This is a genomic window from Martelella sp. UBA3392, assembly GCF_002358775.1.
Lineage (GTDB): Bacteria > Pseudomonadota > Alphaproteobacteria > Rhizobiales > Rhizobiaceae > Martelella > Martelella mediterranea.
Genome location: NZ_DEPM01000286.1, coordinates 15,794 through 41,844, shown reverse-complemented (window position 1 = coordinate 41,844; position 26,051 = coordinate 15,794). Strand labels below are relative to the sequence as shown.

Annotated in this window: 28 protein-coding genes and 1 pseudogene; 9 read left to right on the top strand and 20 right to left on the bottom strand. The window is 62.8% G+C overall.

The window, feature by feature from the left end; translation table 11 throughout:
- Positions 1 to 200 precede the first annotated feature (200 nt).
- From B4E36_RS22445 to B4E36_RS22435, 3 genes are all read right to left on the bottom strand, one after another.
- The gene (locus B4E36_RS22445) at positions 201 to 1,088 is read right to left on the bottom strand and encodes a replication initiator protein A (RefSeq protein ID WP_292051432.1); all 888 of its coding nucleotides are present in this window, start codon (positions 1,086 to 1,088) and stop codon (positions 201 to 203) included.
- 10 nt (positions 1,089 to 1,098) lie between these two features.
- Positions 1,099 to 1,380 carry a helix-turn-helix transcriptional regulator gene (locus B4E36_RS22440; protein WP_292051430.1) on the bottom strand — a complete coding sequence of 94 codons (282 nt, stop codon included), beginning with the start codon at positions 1,378 to 1,380 and terminating at the stop codon, positions 1,099 to 1,101.
- A gap of 140 nt (positions 1,381 to 1,520) precedes the next feature.
- Complete coding sequence (locus B4E36_RS22435) at positions 1,521 to 1,847, bottom strand: DUF2285 domain-containing protein (RefSeq protein WP_292051428.1); 327 nt, start codon at positions 1,845 to 1,847, stop codon at positions 1,521 to 1,523.
- A 48-nt stretch (positions 1,848 to 1,895) separates the two neighbouring features.
- On the opposite strand from B4E36_RS22435, the gene B4E36_RS22430 reads away from it, so the two are divergent.
- Entirely contained in the window at positions 1,896 to 2,054 is a 159-nt protein-coding gene (locus B4E36_RS22430; protein WP_292051426.1) for a hypothetical protein, read from the top strand.
- A gap of 16 nt (positions 2,055 to 2,070) precedes the next feature.
- Here the strand turns inward: B4E36_RS22430 and B4E36_RS22425 are convergent, their stop codons facing one another.
- The 3 genes from B4E36_RS22425 to B4E36_RS22415 all read right to left on the bottom strand — a co-directional run bounded on the left by B4E36_RS22425 (position 2,071) and on the right by B4E36_RS22415 (position 3,070).
- A complete protein-coding gene (locus tag B4E36_RS22425; RefSeq protein ID WP_292051424.1) occupies positions 2,071 to 2,295 on the bottom strand; it encodes a transcriptional regulator domain-containing protein in 225 nt (74 codons plus the stop codon).
- 118 nt (positions 2,296 to 2,413) lie between these two features.
- Entirely contained in the window at positions 2,414 to 2,680 is a 267-nt protein-coding gene (locus B4E36_RS22420) for a DNA -binding domain-containing protein (RefSeq protein WP_292051422.1), read from the bottom strand.
- Between the two features lie 135 nt (positions 2,681 to 2,815).
- Positions 2,816 to 3,070, bottom strand: a complete 255-nt coding sequence (locus tag B4E36_RS22415) for a helix-turn-helix domain-containing protein (protein WP_031304938.1) — start codon at positions 3,068 to 3,070, stop codon at positions 2,816 to 2,818.
- 154 nt (positions 3,071 to 3,224) lie between these two features.
- Between B4E36_RS22415 and B4E36_RS22410 the strand changes: the two genes are divergently transcribed.
- Complete coding sequence (locus B4E36_RS22410) at positions 3,225 to 3,443, top strand: helix-turn-helix domain-containing protein (protein ID WP_114215822.1); 219 nt, start codon at positions 3,225 to 3,227, stop codon at positions 3,441 to 3,443.
- A 200-nt stretch (positions 3,444 to 3,643) separates the two neighbouring features.
- Here B4E36_RS22410 and B4E36_RS22405 read toward each other — a convergent pair whose 3' ends face one another.
- On the bottom strand, positions 3,644 to 4,690 hold the full coding sequence (locus B4E36_RS22405) for an IS110 family transposase (RefSeq protein WP_292051415.1): 1,047 nt from the start codon (positions 4,688 to 4,690) through the stop codon (positions 3,644 to 3,646).
- 286 nt (positions 4,691 to 4,976) lie between these two features.
- On the opposite strand from B4E36_RS22405, the gene B4E36_RS22400 reads away from it, so the two are divergent.
- Both B4E36_RS22400 and B4E36_RS22395 read left to right on the top strand, forming a co-directional pair.
- Positions 4,977 to 6,302 (top strand): SMODS domain-containing nucleotidyltransferase, encoded by a 1,326-nt coding sequence (locus B4E36_RS22400; RefSeq protein WP_114215820.1) that lies wholly within the window; start codon positions 4,977 to 4,979, stop codon positions 6,300 to 6,302.
- Entirely contained in the window at positions 6,292 to 6,873 is a 582-nt protein-coding gene (locus tag B4E36_RS22395; RefSeq protein ID WP_114215819.1) for an SLATT domain-containing protein, read from the top strand. Before B4E36_RS22400 ends, B4E36_RS22395 begins: the two co-directional genes overlap by 11 nt.
- 155 nt (positions 6,874 to 7,028) lie before the next feature.
- Here the strand turns inward: B4E36_RS22395 and B4E36_RS22390 are convergent.
- From B4E36_RS22390 to B4E36_RS22330, 13 genes and pseudogenes are all read right to left on the bottom strand, one after another.
- Positions 7,029 to 7,460: pseudogene (locus B4E36_RS22390) on the bottom strand (hypothetical protein); the annotation flags it as partial.
- Between the two features lie 141 nt (positions 7,461 to 7,601).
- Entirely contained in the window at positions 7,602 to 7,769 is a 168-nt protein-coding gene (locus tag B4E36_RS22385; RefSeq protein WP_187777883.1) for a hypothetical protein, read from the bottom strand.
- Positions 7,770 to 7,989: 220 nt separating this feature from the next.
- Positions 7,990 to 8,661 (bottom strand): hypothetical protein, encoded by a 672-nt coding sequence (locus tag B4E36_RS22380; RefSeq protein WP_292051407.1) that lies wholly within the window; start codon positions 8,659 to 8,661, stop codon positions 7,990 to 7,992.
- A gap of 146 nt (positions 8,662 to 8,807) precedes the next feature.
- Positions 8,808 to 10,094 carry a HEPN/Toprim-associated domain-containing protein gene (locus B4E36_RS22375; RefSeq protein WP_292051405.1) on the bottom strand — a complete coding sequence of 429 codons (1,287 nt, stop codon included), beginning with the start codon at positions 10,092 to 10,094 and terminating at the stop codon, positions 8,808 to 8,810.
- A gap of 134 nt (positions 10,095 to 10,228) precedes the next feature.
- A complete protein-coding gene (locus B4E36_RS22370; protein WP_292051403.1) occupies positions 10,229 to 11,152 on the bottom strand; it encodes a DUF2493 domain-containing protein in 924 nt (307 codons plus the stop codon).
- A gap of 296 nt (positions 11,153 to 11,448) precedes the next feature.
- A complete protein-coding gene (locus tag B4E36_RS22365) occupies positions 11,449 to 12,483 on the bottom strand; it encodes a DUF7146 domain-containing protein (protein WP_292051401.1) in 1,035 nt (344 codons plus the stop codon).
- Positions 12,484 to 12,547: 64 nt separating this feature from the next.
- The gene (locus B4E36_RS22360; RefSeq protein ID WP_187777879.1) at positions 12,548 to 14,656 is read right to left on the bottom strand and encodes a ParB/RepB/Spo0J family partition protein; all 2,109 of its coding nucleotides are present in this window, start codon (positions 14,654 to 14,656) and stop codon (positions 12,548 to 12,550) included.
- Positions 14,657 to 14,828: 172 nt separating this feature from the next.
- The gene (locus tag B4E36_RS22355; protein WP_187777878.1) at positions 14,829 to 16,025 is read right to left on the bottom strand and encodes a DUF932 domain-containing protein; all 1,197 of its coding nucleotides are present in this window, start codon (positions 16,023 to 16,025) and stop codon (positions 14,829 to 14,831) included.
- Between the two features lie 208 nt (positions 16,026 to 16,233).
- Positions 16,234 to 16,743: a GIY-YIG nuclease family protein gene (locus B4E36_RS22350; RefSeq protein WP_187777876.1), complete on the bottom strand. Its 510-nt coding sequence runs from the start codon at positions 16,741 to 16,743 to the stop codon at positions 16,234 to 16,236.
- Positions 16,744 to 16,761: 18 nt separating this feature from the next.
- Complete coding sequence (locus B4E36_RS22345) at positions 16,762 to 17,685, bottom strand: phage exclusion protein Lit family protein (RefSeq protein WP_292051397.1); 924 nt, start codon at positions 17,683 to 17,685, stop codon at positions 16,762 to 16,764.
- 43 nt (positions 17,686 to 17,728) lie between these two features.
- Positions 17,729 to 19,144 (bottom strand): hypothetical protein, encoded by a 1,416-nt coding sequence (locus B4E36_RS22340; RefSeq protein WP_292051395.1) that lies wholly within the window; start codon positions 19,142 to 19,144, stop codon positions 17,729 to 17,731.
- A gap of 30 nt (positions 19,145 to 19,174) precedes the next feature.
- Positions 19,175 to 20,101, bottom strand: a complete 927-nt coding sequence (locus B4E36_RS22335; RefSeq protein WP_187777873.1) for a hypothetical protein — start codon at positions 20,099 to 20,101, stop codon at positions 19,175 to 19,177.
- Positions 20,102 to 20,113: 12 nt separating this feature from the next.
- Complete coding sequence (locus B4E36_RS22330; protein WP_292051392.1) at positions 20,114 to 20,668, bottom strand: hypothetical protein; 555 nt, start codon at positions 20,666 to 20,668, stop codon at positions 20,114 to 20,116.
- Between the two features lie 94 nt (positions 20,669 to 20,762).
- Between B4E36_RS22330 and B4E36_RS22325 the strand changes: the two genes are divergently transcribed.
- The 5 genes from B4E36_RS22325 to B4E36_RS22305 form a co-directional block, all read left to right on the top strand.
- The gene (locus tag B4E36_RS22325; protein ID WP_345900837.1) at positions 20,763 to 21,395 is read left to right on the top strand and encodes a hypothetical protein; all 633 of its coding nucleotides are present in this window, start codon (positions 20,763 to 20,765) and stop codon (positions 21,393 to 21,395) included.
- A complete protein-coding gene (locus tag B4E36_RS22320; protein WP_292051386.1) occupies positions 21,395 to 22,732 on the top strand; it encodes a hypothetical protein in 1,338 nt (445 codons plus the stop codon). The genes B4E36_RS22325 and B4E36_RS22320 overlap by 1 nt, the downstream gene beginning before the upstream one ends.
- Positions 22,733 to 22,798: 66 nt before the next feature.
- The gene (locus B4E36_RS22315) at positions 22,799 to 23,392 is read left to right on the top strand and encodes a DUF6088 family protein (protein WP_292051384.1); all 594 of its coding nucleotides are present in this window, start codon (positions 22,799 to 22,801) and stop codon (positions 23,390 to 23,392) included.
- Positions 23,385 to 24,401: a nucleotidyl transferase AbiEii/AbiGii toxin family protein gene (locus tag B4E36_RS22310; RefSeq protein ID WP_292051382.1), complete on the top strand. Its 1,017-nt coding sequence runs from the start codon at positions 23,385 to 23,387 to the stop codon at positions 24,399 to 24,401. Before B4E36_RS22315 ends, B4E36_RS22310 begins: the two co-directional genes overlap by 8 nt.
- A gap of 24 nt (positions 24,402 to 24,425) precedes the next feature.
- Positions 24,426 to 26,051 (top strand): ATP-dependent nuclease (locus B4E36_RS22305; protein ID WP_345900836.1); only part of this gene is annotated, 1,626 nt, incomplete at its 3' end.

The window sequence follows — 26,051 nt, the reverse complement described above, 5'->3', positions numbered from 1 at the left end:
CACGCTTTTGGGGAAACCGACAGCAATCGTAGAAACGGCGGAATGCGTTAGAAGAATTCCATAGGAATTCTGGTTAGATAAGTTACGGGCGGCGCAAGCTTTTGATTCAAGGCGAGAAATCGATGATTCCGGTCCCCGATAGCACGAGGATCGGGTCCCCGATAGCACGATAGGTGCGGTCCCTGATAGCACGAGACTATTCACAGCTTATCCCCAGGGCGAGAGGTTGCGCGGCGACGGCGAAGCCGCGGTACGCCGAAGGGCGCCGGGTCGGTCGGAGCGAACGAAAGGCGTTCGGGAAGACCTGACGGTTGCTCGATCACGAGCCGGTAGCCGGGCAACGGCTGGCGCCGGACGATGTCGCGCAGGTCGTAGGCGAAATGCTTCAGGGGCGAGAGTGACCCCGACTTGGCGTGCAGGTGGAGGAGATCGAAGCTCCAGCCATATTCCTGGCGGCCGCCATGCTTGCGCACGAGCCGATAGAGCCAGCGCTCAAGCCCGCCGGTCAGGTCGAAATAGGCCTGGTCGATGGTCAGCACGAGCGCGTCGTCGAGCACGGCAGCGTAGAACCAGTCGGGCAGAATCAGTTCGAGCCCGAGCGGACGGCCCCGATGGTCGGCCTTTTCCTTCCACTCGTTGATCCAGGAGAAGCGGTGCATCCGCCGCTCGGTTGGCTGGCGGATCGATGTCGCCACGGTGGTCGACTGAAGGCGATCGAGGGCTGCCTTGAGACGATCATAATCGCGCAGGCTAACGCCGCGGCCGATGAAGGTCAGGATTTCGTAGGGCGTCGTGGCCATCAGGCGCGACGGGCGAAGACCCAGATCGCGCGCCTCGACGATCTGGGACGCCGCCCAGATCAGCACGTCGGCGTCCCAGATGGTCGCCATGCCGTGTTCGGCAACGGCTTCGACGCGGATGACGATCGATCCGGCCTTGAAGTCGATCGGCGCCAGGCGTTTCGACTTGGCGAGCGAGAAGAACGGATAGGCCATGAGATCCTGGGCGTCGCGCGGAGCAAGATCGCCCGGCAGCGTCCGGAAGAGATCGAGCTGATCGCGCTCGTTGCTGTGACGGTGAAACGTCATGGCCGACCGCTCAGCAGGCGTAACGGCCGGCATGGGCCGGCTGCGTTGGCTCTTGCCGCTTGGCGGGCAGCACTGTGCCGCGCGGATCGGAGGTCGAGGTGACGGCACCCCGCTCGGCCCAGGCCTGCAGGTCATCGACCGCGTAGACCACCCGGCCGCCGAGTTTGCGGTAGGCCGGGCCAGTCCCATAGGTCCGGTGTTTTTCGAGGGTTCGGGCTGACAGGCTGAGAAATTCGGCCGCCTCCTTGGTGCGCAGAAAGCGCGGCGGCAAAACGGCGATATCGGGTCGCATGGATCGAGCCTCCGTGGGGTTCGTTAGAGCCGTCGAGGATCGGCGGCGGACGAGAAGCACGGTGGCGAAGAAGGCCCGGCAGGAGGGAGGGCGAAGATGGGAGTGCTAAATTCTCCCCCCTCCCGAAAAGGGAGAATTCGCTAGGATCGGCGGCGATGACGAAGAAGCTGACGATACCCGCCCTGGATCATGGCAAGGCCGTCGCGGACGAGATCCCTGACGGCGTCTCGCAGCGCGGAGGTTTTCCACGGATGATCGGCGACGCGACGCACGCCGAAGAGGGCCTCGGCAATTTCGCGGTAGCTTGCGCCGCTGGTCCGGCCATCGACGGCTTGCAGCATATGGCGTGCACGGCGCAATTGCTGATCGGTCAATCGGGCATCTTGTGGCACCGCGCGCCCATGAAGCGCCTTGACGAGGCGGCTGACCGCTTCGACACGATCAAGGCCGTCTGCGTCGAGGGGCACAAGAGCCGCCAGCGGCCGGGCTCCATCGACGCCAATCAGGCGGACCAGGTGCAGCGACTGCCCGTTGCCGAGATCATGGAGAAAATGCTCGCCGGCTTCGTCGCGGCGGGGCGCGTTCGGATCGAGCGCGTCGATGAAAATGTTGTCGAAGGGAAGGAGCGAGGGAACATCCGTCAGGATGACGACGCTGCTGTCTTCCTCTGGTGACCAGAAGACGGGGATCTCAACGGCGGTGAAAACAGGGTGGACAAGGAAATTGCAGGCCCCAGCGCCGCCGGACCGCGCTCACCAGCAGCTCGGACTCATCCGTCTGGCTTTCGACCTTGGAATAGTCATGCTGATAGTCGCTGTTGCGCCTCAACCATTCCCAGGCGAGATCGGGCGCCACAAGGCGATCGATATAGTCGTAGTTCGGTGATGCTCTCCAGTTCGATATATCGGGAGTCATGTTACCTCCAGGCTCGCATCGTTCGTGCGTATCGCGGTCTGTGATGATTCCCGATTGCAATACCGGTCGGAAGCCCTGAAGGTTGCAACGTGCGATGCTGCGACTGCATCGCATTCGATCAATGAAGACGGCCTTCGCGCACCAACAGGCGATAGCCGTGCTCCGTCATCCAGCGCGCGCGGGCCAGATGGGTGTCATGGACGTGGCGCGCGCGTTCCGGCTCGTTCGTAGGGTCGAGGCCAAACAGGATCGTAACCGCTTCGCGCCAGTCGGCGCCGTCCGTCGCCGCGTCGAGCAGGCGCAGATAGAGAACCATGTGTTTACGATCATATGCCGTGAGCACCGCGCTTTCCGGCGGTTCGTCGAGAAAATCTATGTCCGTCATATTGTGCCCCAGTACCCATTTATAGCCGTTCTAAATCCCGGTGTTAACCATTGGATTTGGGCGTGAAGCAGCGAGCATCGCGACGCATCAGGCGATGCGCCGCGTGTATCGCCTGTCAGTTCAAACGGGCAGAAATCACGAAGACTTGCGGCTGTCGATTTTCGCACGGACAAGCATCACACCTTCACCCTGGTCGGATGTGAGGAGAACGATGCCGTTGCCTTCAAAGGCCCGACGAACCTGATCGCGCGTCGTTTCATACACCTCGAGACCACTTTCGGATTCGAGGCGCTTCAACGCGGTCAGTGATACCTGGGCCTTGTCAGCGAGCGTCTCCTGTGTCCAACCCAGCAACGCGCGTGCGGCCCGCGATTGTCGGGCGGTGATCATGCATGATCACCTCCCACTCGGACCTACGCGCACGCCAGAACTACGACTTCTCTATTCGGGTCAAACCGATAGGAGGAATTCCTCCCTCCGGCAATCTCCATTTACATACTATAGTTGATAAACTCAAAGTATGTAAATGGCGATCTTCCTGCGCATGGATATGCGCAAACTGGTCGGCCGGAATTTCGCCCGCCTGCGTCGGGAGAAGGGCCTGACCCAGGAAGAGGTCGAGGCGCGTTCCGGCTTCAGTCAACAATACCTCAGCAGTCTCGAACGCGGCCGGCGAAACCCGACCGTGATCACGCTTTACGAACTGGCCCAGGCTCTCGGCGTCAGCCATGTCCAGTTGGTCACGCCTGACGACCAGAACTGAGCGGTCCTCCCGCGAGGATCATGCTTCTCTTCGTGGTCGGCACAAAGCCGCCACAGGATGGGATCAGAGGAGCCGACGGAACAATCTATAATGCGACGTCGCTTTGGCAGAGCCTTAGCGGTCAAGTCGTATTTACGAACTCGTCGGTCCCCGTCCCCTCGCGGGGAGGTGCATCGGCCGGATTCTCATCCGGCCGAAACTCAAGCGGATGGGGCCGCCGCTTCCGGCTTCTTGCCCCAATCGAATTCGGTGCCATCGATCCACATGCGGTGAAGGATCACCGCGATCCTGCGCGCCAACGCAATGATCGCCTTCTTATGCCCTCTGCGCCGCGAGATACGCACGGCCCAAGCTTTCAATGACGACCATCGCTTGACCCGCGTCAACAGCACCTGCGCCGCTTCGTAGAGCAGACTGCGCATCATCTCGTCTCCCCAACGCGAGATGCGGCCACTCCGATCCACTTCGCCAGACTGCTGCTTACGAGGAGTGAGGCCGACATGCGCGCCAACCGTGCGGGAACGGGCGAAACGGGACGGAACATCAATCGTTGCCCGGAACGCAAGAGCGACCAAAGGTCCGACACCAGGCACGGTCATGAACCGGCGCGTCACCTCATCCTGTCGCGCGAGCTTTACCAGGATATCGTCCAGTCGACCGAACTGTTCCCGTAGAGACCGCCTAGCCAATAGCAGCGCATCGGCCACAACATGAAGATCGGTGTCGGCGATCAATTCCCGGACACGCGGCTCGAAATCGCGAGCCGTGACCTTACCGAGATGGTAGCCGAAGTTGCGAATGAGGCCGCGGATTTCGTTCTCAACATCCTGGAGCTTGTTTCGCAGGAGTTGCCGCGCTGTGAGCACGGTACGAATACGCTGGCTCGTCGGCGTTTTGACGTGAACCGGCTTGAACAAACCGACACGCATCATTTGGGCGATCCCACGCGCATCATGCCGATCGGTCTTGTTGAGTTGCGCCGAAAGCGCCGCCTTCATGTGTCGGGTCTCAACGCAAACGACCGGCAGGTTGCTTTCCGTCAACCGGCCATAGATATGTTGCGACAGCATCCCGGCCTCCAGGCCGACACGCGCGATCGCAAATGGTAGCGACAGGATGTGCTGTGCGATCTCCTCCGGGTCTGAAGAGAGCTTTCGTTCGTGAGCGATGAGGCCGTCGCGATCGACTGCGCAGAGGTTGACGCTCCGGGCTGAGACATCCAGACCGATATAGTGGCTCTGGGACATGTCGAATCCTTTCGAATCAGGGACCGACGCTTCTCATAACCCATATCTGGATGCTTCTGTAAACTACGGCTTTTTTAGTCGCTCTTCGCTAGAATAAGTAAAAGCGTAGATCTGGCAGGTGCTCCAAGGCACCGAGGTCGAATTTAGCGGCCCCAACGCGAAATTTCTGTGTGATAACCACCTCGTGACGTTTGACGGCTGCTCTCATATGAGCACAAAATAGGAACATGCGCTTGTCGAGCTCGAATGCCCGAGAGCAATATCCCTTCAGCCGATAGGGGGCACCGTGAGCATTGCAGACGACTTCAAGAGCTTTCTCGACAATATCAAAGTCGATAACGCAGGTACAATCTCGCTGCGTTACGGCGAGATCACTTCCGCGCTCAATAAAAAGTTCCGCGATACCGAGTCGAAAACGGCCAACAGCCTACAAGTCGGCTCTTATGGGCGTTGGACGGCGATAAAAGGCATTTCCGATCTGGACATGATCTACATTGTTCCTGCTGGCGAATGGGATACCTACAAGGACGGCGGCCATTACGCTCTTCTTCGGGACACCAAAGACGCAATCAAGGCACGTTACCCGTCGACGACGGTAAAGGTCGATAGGCTAGTGGTGCAGATTCTCTATAAGGATTTTCATATTGAGGTGATGCCCGCTTTTCGGCAGTCGGATGGAAGCTACAAATATCCAGATACGGCTAATGGTGGTTCGTGGAAAATAACTAAACCACAGGCCGAGCTCGATGAAATGCAAGCAGCAAACGATCGAAAGAACAGAAATCTACGTCGTTTGTGCAAAATGACGCGGGCTTGGAAAAACAAGCACGGTGTAGCGATGGGCGGCCTTCTGATAGATACGCTCGCCTACAATTTTCTCGAATCCACCGACGAGTATGACACAAAGAGCTACTTGTATTACGACTACATGTGTCGTGATTTTTTCAAATTTTTGTCTGAGCAACCAAAGCAGTCTGAATACGCCGCTCTTGGCAGCAGGCAGCGCGTACGGGTCAAAAAGAGATTCGAGAAGAAAGCCAAAAAGGCGTATGAACTCTGCCTGAAAGCTATCGAGGCGAGCGGGCAAGCCAATGAACGCCAGAAGTGGCGCAACGTATTTGGAAATGGCTATCCCGCCCCGGTATCCAAATCAGCAACCGAAGCGGCATTCGCCAAAGCTGCATTTCGCGATACGGAAGAATTTATTGAAGACCGCTTTCCACTGGATGTGCGTTTTGACATGCGGATCGATTGCGAGGTGGTCCAGAATGGCTTCCGCCCGATGCTCTTGCTCGACCTTCTCGAACGCCACGGCATCCTTTTACGCAGGAAGAGTCTGCGCTTTTTCATAGCTGACAGCTCCGATCTACCTCCGGACGTCGACATCTATTGGAAGGTACTAAATCGTGGCGACGAGGCCGAACGCCGCGATATGATACGTGGCCAGATTGTCCGGGATAGTGGCTCTTGGGAGCAGCTCGAAAGCACTGATTTTCGCGGCAATCATCGCGTCGAATGTTATGCGGTTTTGAATGGCGTGGTTGTCGCTCGGGATGGCATTCGAGTCCCAATCAGCGCAGAGAGCGCCGAGGTAGACGACTATGCAGCCTGATTATGACATCACCCTCGAGGATCAGATCCGTGAGTGTTTCGGTAGGGTCGTCTACACACACAAGACGCACGAGCGTATGGCCGACAACTGCGCAAAACAACTCAATCGCTACAAGGTCCTCCAGATTGTTCTCACTGCACTCACAAGCACGAGCGCAGTCGGCGCGGTTGTAACAAGCAAAGCTTGGGTTGAAGTTGCAACGGCCTTGGTGTCTTTCCTTACTTTATTTGTAACGACATATTTGAAGAATTTCGATCTGGGTTCTACGGCACAGAAGCACCGTGAGGCGGCGGCCAAATTGTGGAATGTGCGCGAATGCTATCTTTCGCTTCTTACGGATTTACCGACGCTCGACCGACAGGCTGCTGTCGAACGTCGTGATGAGCTACAGACAATGCTTGCCGCGCTCTATCAGGCTGCTCCGCAAACAAACGGTAAGGCCTACATCGAAGCTCAGAAGCGACTGCAAAAAATGGAAGACTTGACGTTCAGCGCAGATGAGATCGACTGTTTCCTGCCATTGTCGTTGAAGCGTTCGGGTGGTCGACCGAAGACAGTGGAACAGCGCTGAAATCAATGGAGCGCATCAAAAGTTTTTCAAGGCGCAAGCCCCCGAATACTCCATCTATAATAGTCGTTCTAAGGCACCGTGGCCAGCTTTAATGCCCCCGGCGATCTCCACTTGCATCCGTGCGACGCGAACTGATTCGGTCGCCTTGGAAGCCGAAGGTCCCGGCCGGACGGGACCGGAGCCGCCCCCATTCCAGCGACCCGCACAAAGGCGGTGATGCCGACCGCGACCGCACCGATGACGGAGAACGTGATCTGCCACGCGTCGGACGGCATGAGGTGCTTCACGATGCCATGGGTGGCATGGAAGCCGGCGATCGCCGCCGGCGCGACGAAGGCAGCCGCCACGATCAGCTTCAGCCACATGGGCCGGACGAAGGTGATGAGCAGATGGCCGGCGGCAAGCGTGATCGCCGCCGCGACGGCGCCGGCCAGAATGGCGCCCGGAATGCCGGCGCCCGTGCTGTACGCCCAGGCGCCAGCGGTCACGCCGACAAACGCCGGCAGCGCGAAGACGGCCAGCGTGAACAGCGACCAGCAAAGCAGGCCGATCGCTGCGAGGGATGCAAGTATTGCGAGGATGATCATGGTCGTGGCCTCCGTATGGACAAGGTCCGAGGGTCACGCCTTCCACCACCACCACGGCGCGGCTGAAGTATAGCGCAAGAGCGCGCATGCCGGCAGCGGAAATCGGCGGCGATTTCCGCACCTGCGACCGGGTCGCCCCGGTCAGGGAGCGAAGGGGTCGATCTCATGGACGATGGCGGCAGTGTCGCCGTCATATTCGCTGGTGGGCGTGACCGACAGCGTGCCGTCGCCGGCCTGGAAGATGATGATGGCGGCCATCAGCGTGGTGGCGAGGCTGGAGGCGAAGGCGTGGGCGTCGTTGAGGGACATCGATCCGGCTCCTGTTCGAGCGGAGGGCCATCCCCCCGCTTACAGGCGCCCGATGTGTCGGGCTGAGCGCTGCAATCACCGCGCAGGCGAAGCCGCAGCGGCGGCATGCTCGCATAGCCGACCCTTTACGGGTTGATGGCGTCAAGCGATCAGTCTGACCAAGGATCAGCGCAGAAAAGCGGGGGTAGTGCTCGGCGACGAGAGCCGTTCGCGTTCCCGATCAGCCAAGGAAAGCCGAACGGTGCCCAACCGGAGTGTTGGCGATGAAATCCCTGTAGGCGTAGTTGATGAGGTCGCGGACCAGTTCGAGCAGACCGCTGACAGGCAAGCCGTCGAACGGATCGCCATGGGCCATGCCGTTGCGCCGCTGGCTCAGGCTCGGCCCCGACGCGCCGGTGACGAAGCCGATGGCGGTGCCGCCGGTGCGGACGATCATCGGGATGTGCGCGTCGTCGAGGCCGTCGACATCGACCATATGCTTCAGCAGCGCGGCGAAGGAGCGGTTCTTCTTCGGAATCCGGTCGCCATACCGGTCCATCACCGTCAGCTCCAGGGCGATGAGCGCGGCGAGCTCGCCGGCCTTCAGCACGTCGAGATCGATCCAGCCGAGAAGATAGAGCGCCTGCGCGCGCCGAAATTTGAGCTGGACGATGTCGGGTATGCGCGCGTCGATGCCGAGGCCGACGATGAACCGTCGCCATTCGGCGGGCTCGTTGAACTGGATCATTCCGCCGGGGAGCCCGGGCGATGGCCATGCGATGATCAGCGGCGCGTCACGCGCGGCGAGTTGAATGTGATCAAGGTCCAGATGCGCCTCCTGTCGGCGAGAACTTAGTGTTTCTTCCGACAATACCAGATCGCGGTCAGTCGTTTGAAGTCGTGCGGCGCTCACGCGCCGCCGAAATTCCAGACCGGGATGCCGCGCTTCTTGGCCTTGTCGGCGAGATAGTCATGGATGCCTGTGCCCGGGAAGTGCATCACGCCCTTGGGCACGATCACCACCGTGAGTTGGCGTTTCGCCTCCGGTGTGGCGAGTTGTCAGTCAGCGCGTCCGCCAAAGTGCGAAACCTCGGCGATCAAGGCGTCGAGCACTTGGGTCAGCTTGGATGTGTCGTATGATCCCGACGTCAACGAGTCAGCGTCCTGCTTCATGAAGTGCCGGTCGTAGGATTCCTTGTGCTCGAGCGCGCCGTGCCAGGCGTCGATGTCGCGCTTGTAATTGCTCCAAATTACGCGTGCCGGCGGGTAACTGGGCAGATTGAGATCGAGGTAACATTCGATGGCGGCAGCTCGCCCGTTGATGTCGCATTCATTGAGACCCTCGGGGCCGAGCGCCGGGAAGCGGCGTAGGTCCTCGCTGTCCGGCAAAACCATCGAGCGCAGATTGCCGGGCATCTTCAATTCCTGAAGCTTGCCGTATGCTTCTATTCCCTCTGCATCATTGTCGAGCAGGAACAGTACCTGGTTCTGAATGTCGATCCGCACGAGACCTTCAGCAAATCGAACAAGGTTCCCGGTGCCCCAGAAATGATGCCGTTCTTCGCCGTTGATAAACCGGAAGAAGTCGGCAACGTCGGGGCGCAGGAGATCGAGCGCGCGGCGCAGAATGCGGGCGTCCGACGCTCCTTCGGTCGCGACCAGAATCGATTGGTTTCGCTGTACTCCGGCGGCAAAGAAGCTACGATCAACCCAACCCGCATGGACGATATTGCCGAACTGCCAGATCACTTCGGCGTCCGCATTGTCGGGATTGAGAAAAAAGATCTGCAGCATCGAGGATGGGCTTAGGATGCAAAGCTTGGCTGAGAGAAAGCTGGCTTCGGACCAGTAGGATTCGGAGTTTTCGGTCCAAGGAATACGGGCAAACAGCGCGGCGTGCGGCGCGAAGCGGCCTTGGGCGACACTGGCCCGCTCCTCGGTGTCGTAGTCGATATATTCGTCGGCGAGGCTGGCCAGTGGGAACAGGCTCGCGAGCGCGCAAAACTCGTCGAAATCGAGGAACTGTGCCGGTTCCTCGTCCGTGGAGAGCGACGAGAGCGCGTCGGCGACAACGGCCTCGTACTCCGCCCGGGCGCCATCCAGCGTGTCACCGAGAACGCGAAGTCTCGGGATGACGCGAGCCAATGGGCGAACGAAGGCAAGCTCACTTTCAGCGAGATCGTCTATCTGCTCCGGATGGTCGCGGTAATAATCGTAGTCGATGCCATCGCTCGGTCGGCGGGCGAGATCGGACTCTTGGAAGAGATAGCCGTAATCATTGCCGCTGTTATTTTTTGCGTAATCTAAAGATACGCCGCTTACTTTTAGTTCGATTGAGGTGCCCATGCCTCTATTCACACCTTCTTTGTCTGGAAGCCACTGCTATCGGGCTCCCCGTTTACCGTTCAGACATAGTGTACGGTTTTATATCGACGTCCCTGCGAGTGGGAGAGCGATAACGCAACGTGGGTGGGCGGCGCTCACGCGCCACCAAACTTCCTGACCGGGATGCCGAGCTTCTTGGCCTTGTCGGCAAGGTTGTCGTGGATGCCGGTGCCCGGGAAGTGCATCACGCCCTTGGGCACGATCTGCAGGATCTCGTCGTTGCGCTTGAACGGCGCTGCCCGGCCGTGCTTCGTCCAGTCGGGCGCGAAGCCGATCTGCGGGACATTGCGATTCTTCGCCCAGAGCGAGGCGATCTTCTCGGCGCCCTTCGGCGACTTGCCGTGGATCAGCACCATGTCGGGATGCTTCTCGTGGACCTGGTCGAGCTTGGCCCAGATCAGCCGATGGTCGTCATAGTCGAGTCCGCCGGTGACGACGATCTTCGGGCCCGGCGGCAGGAGCACCTCCTGGTCGGCGCGCTTCTTCGCCATCAAGAAATCGCGGCTGTCGATCATCGCCGAGGTCAGATTGCGATGGTTGACCTTCGATCCGCTGCGCGGGAGCCAAGGCTTGCCGACATGGCGCTCGTAGTGTTCGGCGGCCTGGTCGCGCATCAGCTCGAAGGCGTTCTGTCGCTCGATCAGCGTGATGCCCTCGGCGATCAGGCGCTCCAGTTCGACGGATTTCACCTCGCTGCCGTCCTGTTCCCGCTGCGCCCGCTTCTGTGCCTGCTCGTTGTCGTCCAGGTCCCGGCCGATCCGGTCGGTGGCGCGGTGGAAGACGTTGGTGGTCGACCATAGGAGATCGTCGAGGTCGGGTTCGAGGCGTGTGTCCTCCAGAGTGCCGATCAGCGCGTCGAAGATGTCGGCGACGGCGCCCGCGACCTGGTTGCCGTCTGGCAGAAGCCGCTGGTCGGGCTCGTCGGCGAAGGGTCGGTAGCCGTGGAGCTGGAGTTCGTTCAGGACATGGTCGGTGGGTGAGGATTCGTGGTGCGGTTCGTAGTCGTCGTGATCGCGCATGGGATGCTCCGTCGGTTGGACCGCGACCGTCGCGGCCTTCATGGCGACGAAGCCCACGGGCCGGCCGGCTGGGCACCCGGAGCGCGAGCGGAGGGCTTGATGGCTAAGGCCGGCTATTTTGTCTCGCGATGGAAAGCGGCCTTCTGGCCGCGCCGGAAAATAGTCGGCCGCCGCCATTGCCCGGCTGGCCGGCTTGTGGGCCGATCGCCGTCTCGAAGGCCGAGGCGCGGTGCCCCTCCGACGGATTGACGCATCCGCCGAGCACGGAGCGAACCGCAGGCCCGTTCTCCTGCCGGCTATGCCGCCAACGCCATGAAGCGGGCGACGTCCTGCGGTGCGACCTGCAACCGGGCTTCCATGCGCAGTGCGTCCAGGCCGAGGGTGAGCAGATCTTCGTTGAAGTCGCCCAGCTCAGGCGAGATGACGATCGCCTCGATTCCGGCCACGTTCGCCCGTTCGATCAGGGTATCGCGCGCCCCGTCACCGGCCGGATCGTTGTCGCGGACGATGTAGAGACGCCGCAGCGTGTCGGGGAACAGGATGGCAGCGAGATGCGCAGCGGAGAGCGCCGCCAGCATCGGCATGCCGGGAAGAACCTGCCGGAGCGACAGGACGGTCTCGATGCCTTCGCCGGCCGCCATCACCTCGCCACCCATGCCGAAGCGCACAGCGTTGCCGAGGAGATTGCCCATCGCCCGCCTCGGCGTGTCTATCGACGCCTTGTCGCGGCGGCGAGGATCGAGCCAGGTGCGATGCGCCCCGGTGATCTTGCCGTCGAGGTCGGTGACTTCAGCGATCATTGCCGGCCAGGCCTCGGTCGGCGAATGCTCGTCGGGCCGATAATAGCAGCGCGGGTGGAAATGCAGGCTTCCGGTTCCGCGTAAATCCGTAATGCCGCGTTCCCGTAAATACGCCTGTACGAGCGTGCCACAGATCGGCTGCGACATGCGAACCAATCGGCGCGCCGCTTCGGGCGAGCCATGCGGCGACGGGCTCTGCCGCTGGTGCTGACGAGGTTCTGGCTCCGGTGGCGGCATGCTGAGGAACGTCCGCGCCTGGTCGGCGACGTCCTTGAAGTCAATAAGGCCACAGCTTTCGCGGATGACGTCGAGGAGATCGCCGTGCTCGCCGGTCGCCGCGTCGGCCCATTTGCCGGCTGGACCCTTCGGCGAGTCCTTCAGCCGGATGTACATCGAGCGGCCCGGAGTGTTGCGGACGTCGCCCACCAGCCAGTAGCCGCCTTCGCGGCGACCGCTGGAGAGATAGTGCCGGCACACCGCCTCGGCACGATCGGCGAGACGGCGTGCAAGATCATGCGGATTTTGCGCCATGGTCGTTTCCCATGCGAAAAAGGCCCGCCGTCGCCGGCGGACCAGTCTCGCAAGTCGTTGACGGTTATTCGGCCGCGACCGCGTGGGGAGCGTCGTCGGCCATCTCATCTTCCGCGAAGGGCTCGTCTTCGGCCATGGCCGTTTCGCCCTCGATTGCCGTCGATTGTGCGACCGCCTCAATAGATTCGCCGATCACGGTGGGTTCGACATTCGACGCGCTCCGATCGACGGTGCGAAGCGGTTCAGGCAACCAGCCGGTATCGTCGAGCAGCGTCTGTGCTTCCGCTGCCATGTCGCCCTTCTTCAGATGCTCGATCCGATCGGCGGCGCGTTGGCCCTTCGCCTGGGAAACCGCCTGAAGGATGCGGGCCTTCGTCACCCGGCTGAGGAAGTTGTCCACGGTCGGCTTCCACCCCGCTGCCGCCATGTCGAGGTCGACCGCCTGCGCCAGCCGGTCGGCATGGGCGGCCGCACGGGGTCGCCGGTTCCAGGGCTCGTACACCGCGTTGACCGAAAGGCTGACGATGTGGGCGAACAGGCCCGCTTGACTGTCGCCGTCCCATTCCTGCAGCGCATCCCAGAGATCGGCCGATTCCTTGGGAAGCGCCTTCGACCAGCTTTCGTGCCGCACGCGGATCGCCTCGGCCGACACGCTGTCGTTGAGCCCCGGCGCCTGCGTCCCGAAGCTGACGCTCTTCAGGTCCAGCTCGAGGCAGCTATCCGAGCCGTAGTGGTAGAAGGTCTTCAGCGTCAGAACGTGCAGGGCCGCGACGAAGGCGACGTCCGGTCGCTCGCCGAGCGCGTTGCGGAGGCCAAGCGTCCGATGCGAGGTCAGCTCGGTCATCAGGCGGTCGGACATGGGGGAGAGACCCTCGTCCTCCTCCGGCTCGGCGTCTGGCTCCGCCGTCATGACGGCCTCGTCGCCCTCATAGCCGGCGGCCATCGCGCGTTCATCGTCGCCGTCCGCGTCCGGCTCGGACGTAGGCTGGGCCGCCAATTCGTCTTCCGGTCGGACATAGCCCCGCTCGATGCGAAGCTGGCCATCAGCGCCGATGCTGATGAAGGCGCCGGCACGCGCGATCTCGGTGGCGTCGAACACGACGGGCCGGTCGCCGAAGCCCTCGATCAGCGTCTCTAGCTCCGACAGGCGCTCGTCGACCTCGTCGGGCAGTTCGTCGGCGTCCTGATATTCGTCCGACAGGCGGTCCAACTCGGACTGAAGCGCGTTGCGGCTTGCTTCCTCCTCGGTGGTCAGCGCGACGGTCTCGCCACGAAGCTGGCGCATACCGAAGGCATGGCCGTAGGCGAAGTCCGGCGCGACTTCGATCCACTTCCAGCCTTCGGCGGCGACCACCTCGGCGTCCGCCTTCAGCTTGTCGGCGGTCATCTGGTCCACGAGCGGAACATCCTGCAGCCAGCCGCCATCGTCGCCTTGGAACAGGTCGCGCAGGACCGTGCCACCGGCCGCGACGTAGGCATCCACGCCGATGAACTGCGCCCGCTTGTCGGAGGCGCGGACCGCGCCCTCAGTTAGCATCCGGCGGATGACGTAGGGCTGCTTGTCGTAGGAAGCCTTCAGGCGCTCGAAGACCTGCTCTTGGCGCTCGTGGTCGCCGGAGACGGTGAAGGCCATGAGCTGGTCGAGCGTCATGCCGTCCTCGGCATAGACGTCGAGCAGCGCCGGCGAGACCGACGCCAGCTTCAGGCGCTGCTTCACCACGTTGACCGAGACGAAGAACGCGGCAGCGATCTCTTCTTCGGACTGCCCCTTCTCGCGTAGCGCGAGGAAGGCCCGGAACTGGTCGAGAGGGTGCAACGGCGCGCGCTGGACATTCTCGGCGAGCGAGTCCTCCTCGGCGATGCCGCTGTCGCGGACGATGCACGGCACCGGCGCGGTCTTGGCGAGACGCTTCTGCTTCACGAGTAGCTCCAGCGCCCGGTAGCGCCGGCCACCAGCCGGAATCTCGAACATGCCGGTCTCGACGCCGGCCTGATCGACGACCGCGCGCACGCTGAGGCCCTGCAACAGGCCGCGGCGGGCGATATCGTCGGCCAGCTCCTCGATCGAGACGCCGGCCTTCACCCGCCGGACGTTCGACTGGGAGAGCAAGAGCTTGTTGAAGGGAATGTCGCGCGAGGGCGAGAGGGTGATCTTCTGAACAGTGGTAGCCATCGGGATGTACTCCGCGACGAGAGCCGAAAGCCTCTCTCTCGGCATCAACTCGTCACGAAGCGCAGCGCCGCCCTCTCACTCTGGAGGGCAGCGCCGCGGGACCGACGATCAGGAAAGAGGGAACGGCACGGAGCCGGAGACTCGTAAAGCCGTGTCTCCGGCTTTCTGGGGGTCAGGCCGCCCGATCGAGAAGCTTCTTCGCGCGCGCCTCGAGATCGAGCCGCGCGTCCTGCTGGGTCTTGCCGCGGGCGACCGCAGTGATGCCCTGCACGAAATCGAACACGCTTTGGGGCTTACGGCCTTCTTCGGCCAGCACTGTCTCAATGATCTTTGCCGTCTCGGTCTTCGAGAACCCGCGCTTGCGCAGGAAGTCGCTACGATCCTCGTCGCTACGCGCCACGATCTTCTCGCGCGCCGCCTTGATGCCGTTGACGAAGGGGAGCGGCGAGGAGTTGGCAAAGCGGGTCAGCGCTGGCGCCGCCTCATGCGCGAAGCGCGAGGCGGCATATTTCGAGTGGCGGATGGTGATCTCCTCGAAATCCTCGACCCCCCACAAATTCCGGTTCTGGCAAACGGCACGGAGATAGAAGCTTGCCATGCCAAGCGTCTTCGCGCCCACCTCGGAATTCCAGCAGTAGAAGCCGCGGAAATAGAGGTCTGGCGAGCCATCGGGCAGCCGGCCGGCCTCGATCGGATTCAGATCGTCGACCAGGAAGAGGAAGACATCCCGGTCCGAGGCATAAAGGGTGGTGGTGTCCTGGGTGATGTCGACGCGCGGATTGTAGACCCCCGTCGACCAGTCTAGCACGCCCGGCACCTTCCAGCGGGTGTCGCCCGTGCCGTTGCCGGCGATGCGCTGCACGGCCGCGACCAGCTCGTGGTCGAAAATGCGGCCATAGTCGGGCCCGGTAACGGCGCGCAGCTCGACGCGTCCGTTTTCGATCTCGAGCGTCTTTACCTGCTCGGCGCGATGGGAGGTCAGCCCGTATTGCAGGTTGATGCCGGCCAGCGGCCCGGGAAGCTGGCGCAGATAGGCCGCCGGCGCGCCGACCAGACTTGCGAGTTGGCCGAAGCTCCAATGCGTGGGCGCGATCGGCGTGTCGGAGCCGGGCAGCATCAGTGCTAGGCGTTCGGCATTATCGTGGCTCGCCGCGACCCGGATCGCCGCGCTCGCGACGGTTTGGGTACGGCTCCGCTCAGTCCGGCTACGGACAGCGGCATAGAGGTCCGACAGGGATAGGTAGCGCTCGTCGGCCGGCCGCGAGAACCATTCCGACGATACGCGGCCGATCCGCTCGCCGCGGCTCACATCGACCTTGTAGCCGCCAGCGCGGTCGCGAGCGGCGTCCAGAATCTCCACATGCGTCATGGCTATTCTCCACGACGGGCGCCGGAGGCCTCTCCTCCAACCCTGAACCCGTCACGGAAAACCCGTCCGCACTCTCACTCTCGGGGGCGTTGCGGGGTCTCCCCGCAGAAGGGGTCGGCCGAGACGCAAGGCTCGACCGCAGGGGAAGGCCTTCCCCAAAAGCGTGAAGCCGGAAATCAGGATGTCAGGATCGGCGACGTTCCGGCTTTCAGGCCCAATCTTCCGGAGGCTCGTCATGCGGATCGAGTTCAGAAAAGTCGGTCAGCGTGTCGCATCGGATGCAATGGTACATCTGCGAAGCTTCCTGGAAGTGCATGCCGCACAGGCATCCGCAAAAGGGGCAGCACTCGTCGATTTCCAGATCGGCCCATTCCCATACGCCGAGATATTCGGGGATGGCGTCGCGGTCATATCCGACGATCTGGAAGGCGTCGGCGTTCTTGGCGACGAACCCGTCACGGCCCGCGCGCTGGAGAATGGGTAGAATGTCAGCCGGTTCGATGGCGAACCACTCACCGCGGACCTGAGACGCTCCGAAGCGCTGGTGCAGGTGTCGCTCGAGCTGGAACGGATCGGTCGTATCGATCCACCCGAGCAGGCGCAGTTCCAGAGGATTGCCGGTCTGGAGGTTGCGCTTGCGCGCATCGATGTTCTTCGCCACGCCGATCTTGATCGGGGAGCATCCATTTTCATCTTCGCCAATGAAATAGACCGGCACGTCGCGCTCCTTGCGGCGTTACCGGAGACGATCGAGCAGGATCTCGACCATCTCCTTGTTTGAGTTCGCGACGATGTCGAGCGGCCGATTTTCCTGTCGCATGAGTGCGATCAGGAGACAGGCCGTGAACAGCCAGAAGCGCGAGTCGGCGGGCAGGCTGTGGCCGGCGATCATCGCGGTCAGCCGCTCGGCGATCGGCGGATATTGCCGATTGCCCCAATGGGCGTGGGTCGGCGTCATCGCATGGATGATCACGGACGCGAGCGCTATCCCCGTGGCGCGCTTCTGCTGGACTTCGGCGAAGTCATGCCCGTGCGCCTTGGCGTAAGCGGCCAGACCGCTTGTCATGAAGTCGCGGGCATAGGTATCGCAGGCGATTTCTTCTTCAGGCAGCGTCGAGGGCGCGCTCTTGTCGGCGCAGAACATCACGTGCTGGAACTCATGCAGCAGTGCGAAGGCCAGAGCGAAAGCAACGAGATCGAACGTCGCCATATGCTGGACGTCGCCCAGGCTTTCACGATCAGAAGTCGGTTCCGGGACGTCCACCGGCCAGGTGATGTCGGCGGTCTGCTCGGCGGCGATGAGGGATTGGGCGCTGGCGATGCGTTGCTTGTAGTCGAACTCATACTGTCCCCGTTCTGCGTCGACATTGAGCGCCTGGTCGAGCGGGATCCCGCGTGAAGTCGCTAGGAGCAACGCCGGCATATACACCTCCATTGCGCGCCAGGCGCTGAAGCCGAGCAACCAGAAGAAGTCGATTGTCTTGGTGTCGAACTGGATGCGCTTTGCATCGGCGTTCATCGTCACGCCCTTGGCGCTCGGCGCGACGTCGACAGCATGGCCGTACTGGCTCCAGAGGCCACTGATTTCGTCGGCGCGCTCGGGCACCGCACCGCGCAGGAGATGGAGAATAATCGTCCGGTCGGACGGCTCGGTGGTCATGCGCGTGGGTTCTCTGTGTCGAGGAATAGAGTAGGCGGCGCGATCATGACGGCGTGCTTTCGCTAGGCGTATCGCTGGTCGTCCCGGCTTCACCATCCATGTGCAAACGGGTGACCGACGACAGCACCGAGTTCGCCCAGATGGTGCTGCACTCGATGTCGCCGTCGCGCTCGAACCAATGGGTCGCGCCCGGGATGAGATCGAACGGGATGGGGTGGGCGGCCAGCGGATTGTGGAACACCTCTAGCTCCTGACACCACGCTTCGCCCCAGGGCCAGAGCGCTTCGTATTCGTCGCTGGCGACCGACAGCTCGAAGTCGATCGGCTCCAGTGCTCCCGGGGTTCGGTCGAAAAGGATGCCGCGCCGGATCATCGTCAGACCGGGCGGGCGCCAGCCGGCCAGGAAACCCATCCGATTGAACTTGGCGAGGGTCGCCGCATTGCTGAAGATGACGGCCGACAGATGGGCGAAGTCCGGATCGCGGAAGAGCCCCGCCGGGATGCCGTGCTTGCCGGTCAGGTTGCTAATCGGCGTCCCGACCGCGCGGCGCCCCGCGCCTTCTCCTTCGATATCGGCGCGCAGCCCGTAGAGGTAGGTGGGCAGCGCCTCGCGGCTCCAGACCATTGAACCGGACTCGTGGAAATCTGCCAGCGCGAGGGCGAAGGACTGACCCTTCACATGGTCCAGCTCATGGTAGTTTCGCTGGAGCTTGCCCCGCAGCGTCTTGGCGAAGCGCTCGGCCGGACCTCCCGTCAGGCGTTCGTTGCGTTCCTCCGGCGCAAGCACCCAGTCACCGATCCCGCCGGAGCGTGGCGTCTCCGAGTTCGCAGTCACCGCCTCGATCCAGCACGTATCGCCCTCCTTCTCGATCAGGAAGTCGGGCGAGACATGATCTTGCCGGACGCTCAGGCCCTGCTCGCGAAAGCAGGCAAGCAGGTAGAGTTCGAACAGCCGGGAGGCGAAGTTGCTGGTCTGAAAGTCGGGGACGAAATTGGCGTCCGGATTGGGAAGGGCGAGATAACTTTCGCCGATCGCCATGAGCGCCGGCCAATGGCTGATCGTCTTTGTCAGGAGATCGAATTCGGGGGATGTCCCGCGTGGCCCGGTTTTCAGCAAGAGCGGGCGGCGCCTGGCGCCCGGCGGCAAGGGTTCCGGCGGATCGCCGGCGCGCATCGCGATGCTGAGACGGTCGAGCGCGGCCTCGGAGGTGGAATAGGGGCCGCTTTCATCGACCTTGATCCAGCGATGATCGATGCGCCGGCGCAAGGCGAGGCTGGAGAAGGTCCCTTGGTCTGGATCAAACAGAATGCAGCCGCTCACGCTGCCTCGTCCGGCCTGATAGGCGCTGAAGATGTGTGCGGGCTCGAAGTTAGGACCGCGGTCGAGTGACAGTGCGTAGAGCTCGAACTGCCGCTGGCTGATCGGCTTGATCAGCCGCTGCTTATCGTCATCGACCATGGCCGCCCTTATACGCACGTGGCTGGATCGTCATGACGCCTCCGCCGCGGGTGCCTGGGCCAGGATGTCGTTGGCTTCCCATTGGTCGCCTTGCGGAGTCGTCACGAACTCACGATCCCAAATGCCCCAGTTCGAGGGCAGCGGAGTCTGGGCCAGCGGATTGTGAACATAGGTGATCGGCCGCAGTCGGCGCGAGAGATTGCCAAGAGATATCCGCGACCAGATCACGCCCGAGATGTCGGCGAAGCGTTCGTCGAGGAAGGCGGTGCGCGGGATCGGATTGCGTTCACGCTCGATGAAGGGCGCTGGGTGGAACCCTTCTTCAAGGACATTGCCGGTTTCCCGGTCGATGGTGATGAAGGCGTCGCCGATCGGAAACAGCGTCGTCATGATGAGCGGCAAGGGCTGCTCTGCGACGTAGACGCCGAAGCGGCTGGCGCTGATCGCGATGATGCGGGTGTCCTCTGGCGCGATGACACCCTGTTCGATGTAGCGGCCGATCTTCTGCGCCTTCGTCCAGAACGCGCTGGAGGTGCGAAGCTGCGCCTGCCGCATGGGCACGGCGAAGAGGCCACCGCCCTCGTTGATCGGCACGGGCCGAACGATCTGATCGGGGCCGGCGTCGCCCTCGTTCGGGGTAATGGCTTCGATCCAAATGCGACGCCCATCGTCGAGCACGCACAGATCCGGCTGGCCGCCTTCGCGCTGGCGCTCGACCACGGGAAGCAGAGTGCGGCCCTCCTCAAGCAACGTGCACCCCAGATACATCTCCCAGAAGCGGCCATCGACATCGCGAGCGAAGCCTTGCCGGAAGTCTGGGTCGGCATAGGGCTCGTAACGCTCCCACATCTCTTGCAGCATGGCATGGAGCTGCTGCTCGATTGGAAGCTCGGCGGCTTTCAGGTTTTCGAACCCGCGATCGAGATTGGCGCCATCGACGTCGAAAAGGTCGCTCATCGTCGGCTCACCTCACGCCCGCCGTAGCATCCGCTGGACCTTCACCCGGTGATAGCCGTGGGAGTGGACCTGCTGGCGGAGCTGCTTGATGTCGTTGACGCCGAAAGCGACGGCTGCCTTCAGCGGGCTGGCGAAGGTCGCATAGAAAGTCCAGCGCGAGCCGGCGGGAAGCGTTGGGTTTTGCCGCCGGTCGGTAATGACGACGTCGCGCGGATCGCTGCTGTTGCGGAAGGCGTGGAAGGTGAACCAGTCGGGCCGGCGGTAGCGCGCCGCCTTGCTGAAGGGCACGGACTGGACCTTCACGTCGGTCTGGTCGAGCACCCAGTCGCGCTGTTCCAGGATCTGCCGCACCATGTGGCCGACCATCTGCTTGACGCGGTCGGCAAGGACGTCCTCGCGGAATTCGGCGAGGAGCTGCTCTTCGATGCCTTCGACGGCGGGCTTGCCCAGCTCCGACGCGGTTTCGAGGCGGGCGATGTTGTCGTCGCGCGTGAGGAACGTCCAGATGCGCTGGCCCAATTCGGAGTCGTAGAGCGAGGCAAATTTTTCGGGGCGGTAGGTCAACATGAGCGTCCCTCCTTTACCGGGCAAATATGGCCGGTTATAAACTCATGTCAATGGCGGGCGACGAGCGTCCGCTGATTCCTCCGGGGAGGCTGGGTTGGACTTCGAAGATCTCGTGACGGCCCTGGCGCCACCGCCGAACCGGGTCGGAAAATCGGACGGTCCCGACGAACATCATCTCTACGAAGGTGCGGTCATGCTCGCCTACGCGGTGCATTTGCTCCGCACGCAAGGCGCGCGGGACGTCCGCATCCATCCCGATGGCGAACACGGAAAGCAGTTCGACTTCGCGGCCTGGCTCGGGCGGCGTGGGTTCGCGAAGACCTCCAGCCTCGGCAGCACCGCCTATGGCGGGGGTTATCGAAACCCCGCTGGTCAGACGATCACCGTCCATCCCAAGTCGGGGCTCGGCGACGTCGTCGCCCATGTCGGCGATCATGTCATTTCGGCCGAGTGCAAGGGCGGCATCATCAACACGCGACATCCCGGCCAGGTCTCGCGGCTTTATCGTGGCCTGTGCGAGACGGTTGGGCTGCTGATGGCGACGCCGTCGCAGGGCCGTCAGATCGCCGTGGTGCCGCTGACCGATAGCACCTTGCGCTTGGCCGAGCGGCTCGCGCCCCGCTGCGCATTGGCCGGCATCGAGATCGCCCTTGTTGGCGGCCGCGGCGAGGTCATGGACGTGAAGCCGGCGGCGAGGGTCGAACTGGCGGCCGAAAGGATCGCCTGATGAACGAGGCGGCGACCGGTCCCAGCAGTGCGATGATCTCCGCGATATCGGACCTGTGGCGGCTGCGCCCACCGGGGCCCGACAACATCCTAGCTCATCCGGCCTTCGAACGGCTGCGCGAAGCGTGTCGTGACGGTTATTCGAACGCCGGCAAGAAGGGGCCGGCCTTCGCGCTTTCAACCGCTTTGCGGGCTCTCGGCCTTCCCTGTTGCTTGCAAAAGGAGACTGGCCATCTGGCCTTGTCGATAGAAGAGGCGGCAAAGGGCCTTGATGCGGCACTGCGTGCGACACGCGCCAAACGCATCCATCTCGTACCGCTCGATCTGGCCGCCGATCTGCCATCGATCGCATTCGGCCCGGCGAAGCTAGGCCGGCTGACCGCAGACGAGTTGCGGATCCTTGTCGATGGGACGAGGCTGAAGCGGCTTTATCCGCGCCAGGATTTCGACGCCGAGCGCTTTTCCGAATTCCACTGGCTGGTTGTCGAGGAAGCGGTGGCGCTCGACCAGGAGCCCGAGGCGCGTGCCGTCCCGGTGCTGTTCATGGACCTGAGTCAGGACCTGGGGCAGATCGAACCGCATAAAGGGCGGTTTCCCGGCGCGGTCGAGGAGGCGCTTTTCTTCTTGCTGCTGGCGCCGTGGGAAAGCTGGTCGACGATGGCGGAGGTCGATTGGCGCGGCTTCCGCGTTCCTTGGGTCTATACTGTCGATGGCGACATCTTCGCCCGCCTCAACACGCCGCCATCCCCCGACACGCTGAGCTGGGAGGATCGTATCTACGACGACGGCTATGGTGGGACATATGAGGAGGAGCGGCCGGTCGAGCTACGCCTCGAAGACGCCGCCGCAACTGAGTTGCCGGTCTGGGACCAGAGCCGCTGGGCGATTGTCGAACAAGCGAAGCAATCGGTTCTGTTCGAAACGCCAATCGTTCACTTCCTGGTCCGCGCGTTCCTGGCGGAGGGCGTTGACGAGTTTCTGGCGCATGTCACGACGATCGAAGCGGCGCTGGGCCTACGCGCCGACTATCAGAAGCACTTCCGGGTGGCACCCGATCGCCACAAGGGAATGAGTCCTACGAAAAAGATGCGAGGCCGTGTCGCCGGACTGCTGGGCGGCCGTCGCTACGCCGATCAGTATGAGCAGCTCTTCGACCTGCGCAGCGCCTTCCTGCACGGCCGCGCGATGGCAGCCATTTCGACCAAGGAACGGGTGATGGCTCGATCGCTGGCTCGAGAGGTGGTGGAAGCGCTGATCCTCGCCACCCAGGCCGGCCCTATCTCTTCGCGCGAGGACTTTCTCGACGGCCTTCTCGATAAGGGCGCGCCGCTCCTCTAGCCGACAAGCTACGCCAAGGTTGAAAACTGTCAGAAAACTGCGTATATTTCTGACAGGAGAACCGTCATGCAGCGTCTGACCGAACAGATTCTTGAGCACGCGAGGCGGCTGCCGGAAGGTACGCCGGTCGCGGCTAAGAGCTTGCTCCACCTTGGCAATCGCGCCGCGGTGGACCAGGCCTTGTCGCGTCTGGCCGAGCGGGGCCAACTGCTTCGGGCCGGGCGAGGTGTTTATCTGCTGCCGGTCACGAGCCGGTTCGGCACCCGGGCGCCATCGGTGGAGCAGGCGGTTGAGGCGCTTGCAGCCCAGCGCGGCGAGGTCATCGTCTCAAGCGGTGCGGCGGCCGCCAACAGCCTCGGCCTTACGACGCAGGTGCCGGTCCGGTCGGTCTATCTGACCTCGGGACGCACCCGGAAGATGAGCCTAGGCAAGCAGACCGTCGAGCTTCGTCACGCTCCGCGCTGGCAACTTGCCATGGCGCATCGGCCGGCGGGACAGGCGGTGCGGGCGCTTGCTTGGCTCGGACCGGAGAGGGCTGAGTCGGCGCTCCAGACCCTGAAGCGCAAGCTTCCGCCTGCCGCTTTCAGCGAGCTGGTGGCGGCGGCGCCTCAGCTTCCGACCTGGCTCGCGCGCAGCGTGGGTAAGGTCGCGCATGGCTGACCCCTTCCTCCTCCTTCCGGCCGAGGATCGCCTTGAAGCATTGAGCGTTGCCGCCGACCGCTCGGGCCGACCCGCGCACCTGCTGGAGAAGGATGCGTGGGTGGTGTGGGCGCTGGCCACGCTCTACGGCTCGCTGCTCGGCGAACATCTGGTATTCAAGGGCGGCACTTCGCTGTCGAAGGCCTATGGCGTCATCCGGCGGTTCTCCGAGGATGTCGATCTGACCTATGACATTCGCGCGCTCGCCCCCGACCTGGTGGGAGACAATGGCGAGGCGCTGCCGAAGACGCGGAGCGAGGAAAAGCGCTGGACCAGCGCAGTGCGCGAGCGCTTGCCGCAATGGGTAGCGGAGGCCGTTCAGCCGGTCATCGCCGAAGCACTGGCGGGCGAGTCCCTGTCGGCCGTGATCCGTGTCGATGGTGAGAAGCTCTTCATGGACTATGAGGCGACGACGGCAGGCTCGGGGTATGTCTCGCCGAGCGTCATGCTCGAATTCGGTGCCCGCTCGACGGGTGAACCTGCGAGCCCGCGCGATGTCACCTGCGACGCGGCCGGGCTGGTGGATGGAGTGGTCTTTCCAACGGCTCGGCCGAGGGTCATGCATGCCGAGCGGACGTTCTGGGAGAAGGCGACCGCAATCCACGTCTTTTGCCTTCAGGAGCGGCTGCGCGGTGATCGTTTCGCGCGTCACTGGCATGACGTGGTGCGTCTCGATGAAGCCGGCTTCGCGGCGGCGGCCTTCGCTGATCGCGGGCTGGCCAACGCCGTGGCACGTCACAAGGCGATGTTCTTCGCCGAGAAGGCCGCCGACCGATCTCAGATCGACTACGCCTCAGCCGTGAACGGCGGTTTGCAACTCGTGCCGGCCGGCGACGGCGCGAAGGCTCTCGCAGAAGATTACGCGCGGATGGTCGACGATGGGCTCCTTCTCGATGAAGCCGAGCCTTTCGAGACGCTCATGGAGCGCTGCGCAGACATCACCGCGCGAGCCAACAGCGCGGTAGGATAAGAAAAAACGAGCTGGGAGGCGACGGTGTACATTTCCGAAATCTATGCGAGCGGCTTCCGGTGCTTCAATCCGACCGCTCCGTTGCAGCTTAAGCTCTCGCCTGGTCTCAATATTCTCGTGGGACCGAATGACGCCGGAAAGAGTGCCATTATCGACGCTGCTCGCTACGTATTGTGGACGCGTGGCGACGACTATATCCGCCCGGACGAGCACGATTTCCATGTCGACGCCGATGGTGCACGGGGTTGCGACTTCATCGTTCGCTGCACCTTCGACGATCTCAGCGCGGATGAAGAGGCTCGGTTCCTCGAATGGTGCACCAACGAAAAGGGGAAGCTCCGTCTCCACGTGTGTATGCGGGGCGCTCGGCGCGTTTCTCCTGGCGGTGGCAGCATCATCTCCAGCCAGCACCGCGCTGGCGCCGAGGGCGATGGCCTGCCGCTCGACGGGGAACTGCGCGAGTATCTGAAGGCAACCTATCTCAAACCTCTGCGAGACGCCGAGCGCGAGATGCGAGCAGGGCGCCGGTCGCGCCTGTCGCGAATCCTCGGCGCGATGCCCACGATGGGGCCGCAAAGCAAACCCGCCGCGCAGGGCGGCGATGCAACGCTCCATGACACGCTCACGGCGGCTGATGTGGCCGTCCGAAACAACGCCGCGGTTGGCGGCGTCGCCAGCAGCGTCAACACGGATTTCCTCGACAAGCTTTCATTCGTGGACGATCGCCTCGTCGCGACGCTGGACCTCGGCGCTGGCGGTTCGTTCGATCAGATTCTTGAGCGGTTCGAACTCTACTTGAATGCCAAGGCGGGCACCGAGCGCATCCAGCGCGGCCTGGGCTACAACAACCTGCTATTCATGGCGGCCGAGCTGTTGTTGCTCCAGTCCCATCCCGATCAGGTGCCATTTCTGCTGATCGAGGAGCCCGAGGCGCATCTACATCCGCAACACCAGACGCTCTTCATGGAAGTGCTCGCGGCCCGTGCTGCCAAGCCGGACCCCGACAAGGGCGAGACCCATCAGCAGGTCCAGGTGCTACTCACCACCCATAGTCCTCAGCTCGCGGCCGGCGCCGAGCTTGAGACCATGACGATGATCGTCGGCCACCGCGCCTTTCCGCTGGGCGCGACCCATACCCGGCTCGAAGTGGACGATTATGAGTTCCTTCGTCGGTTCCTCGACGCGACGAAGGCCAACCTGTTCTTCGCCCGCGCGCTGATTGTCGTCGAGGGCGACGGTGAGCACCTGTTGCTGCCGGCAATCGCTGAGAAGCTCGACCGTCCGCTCAGCCGTCACGGCGTGTCGATCGTCAATGTCGGCCACCGTGGTCTGTTTCGCTACAGCCGGATTCTGCAGCGTAAGGCGAAGAACGCTATCCCGGTGCCCGTGGCGCTGATCCCCGACAGGGACATCCCGCCGCCCGAAGCGAAAGACCTTGTCGGCGACCGCAAGACCGAGAACGAGTTGACCCAGGACGGCATCGCAGCGCGGCTGAAGACGCTGCGGCGCGATGTCGGAGACCCGGTCGACGCTTTCATCGCTGATAGCTGGACTCTTGAGTTCGATCTCGCGCTCCGGCCCGAGCTTGCCGAGAGCGTTCACCAGGCAGTCCAACTCGCAAAGACCAGCAGTCGCAAGCCCGAGCGGCTT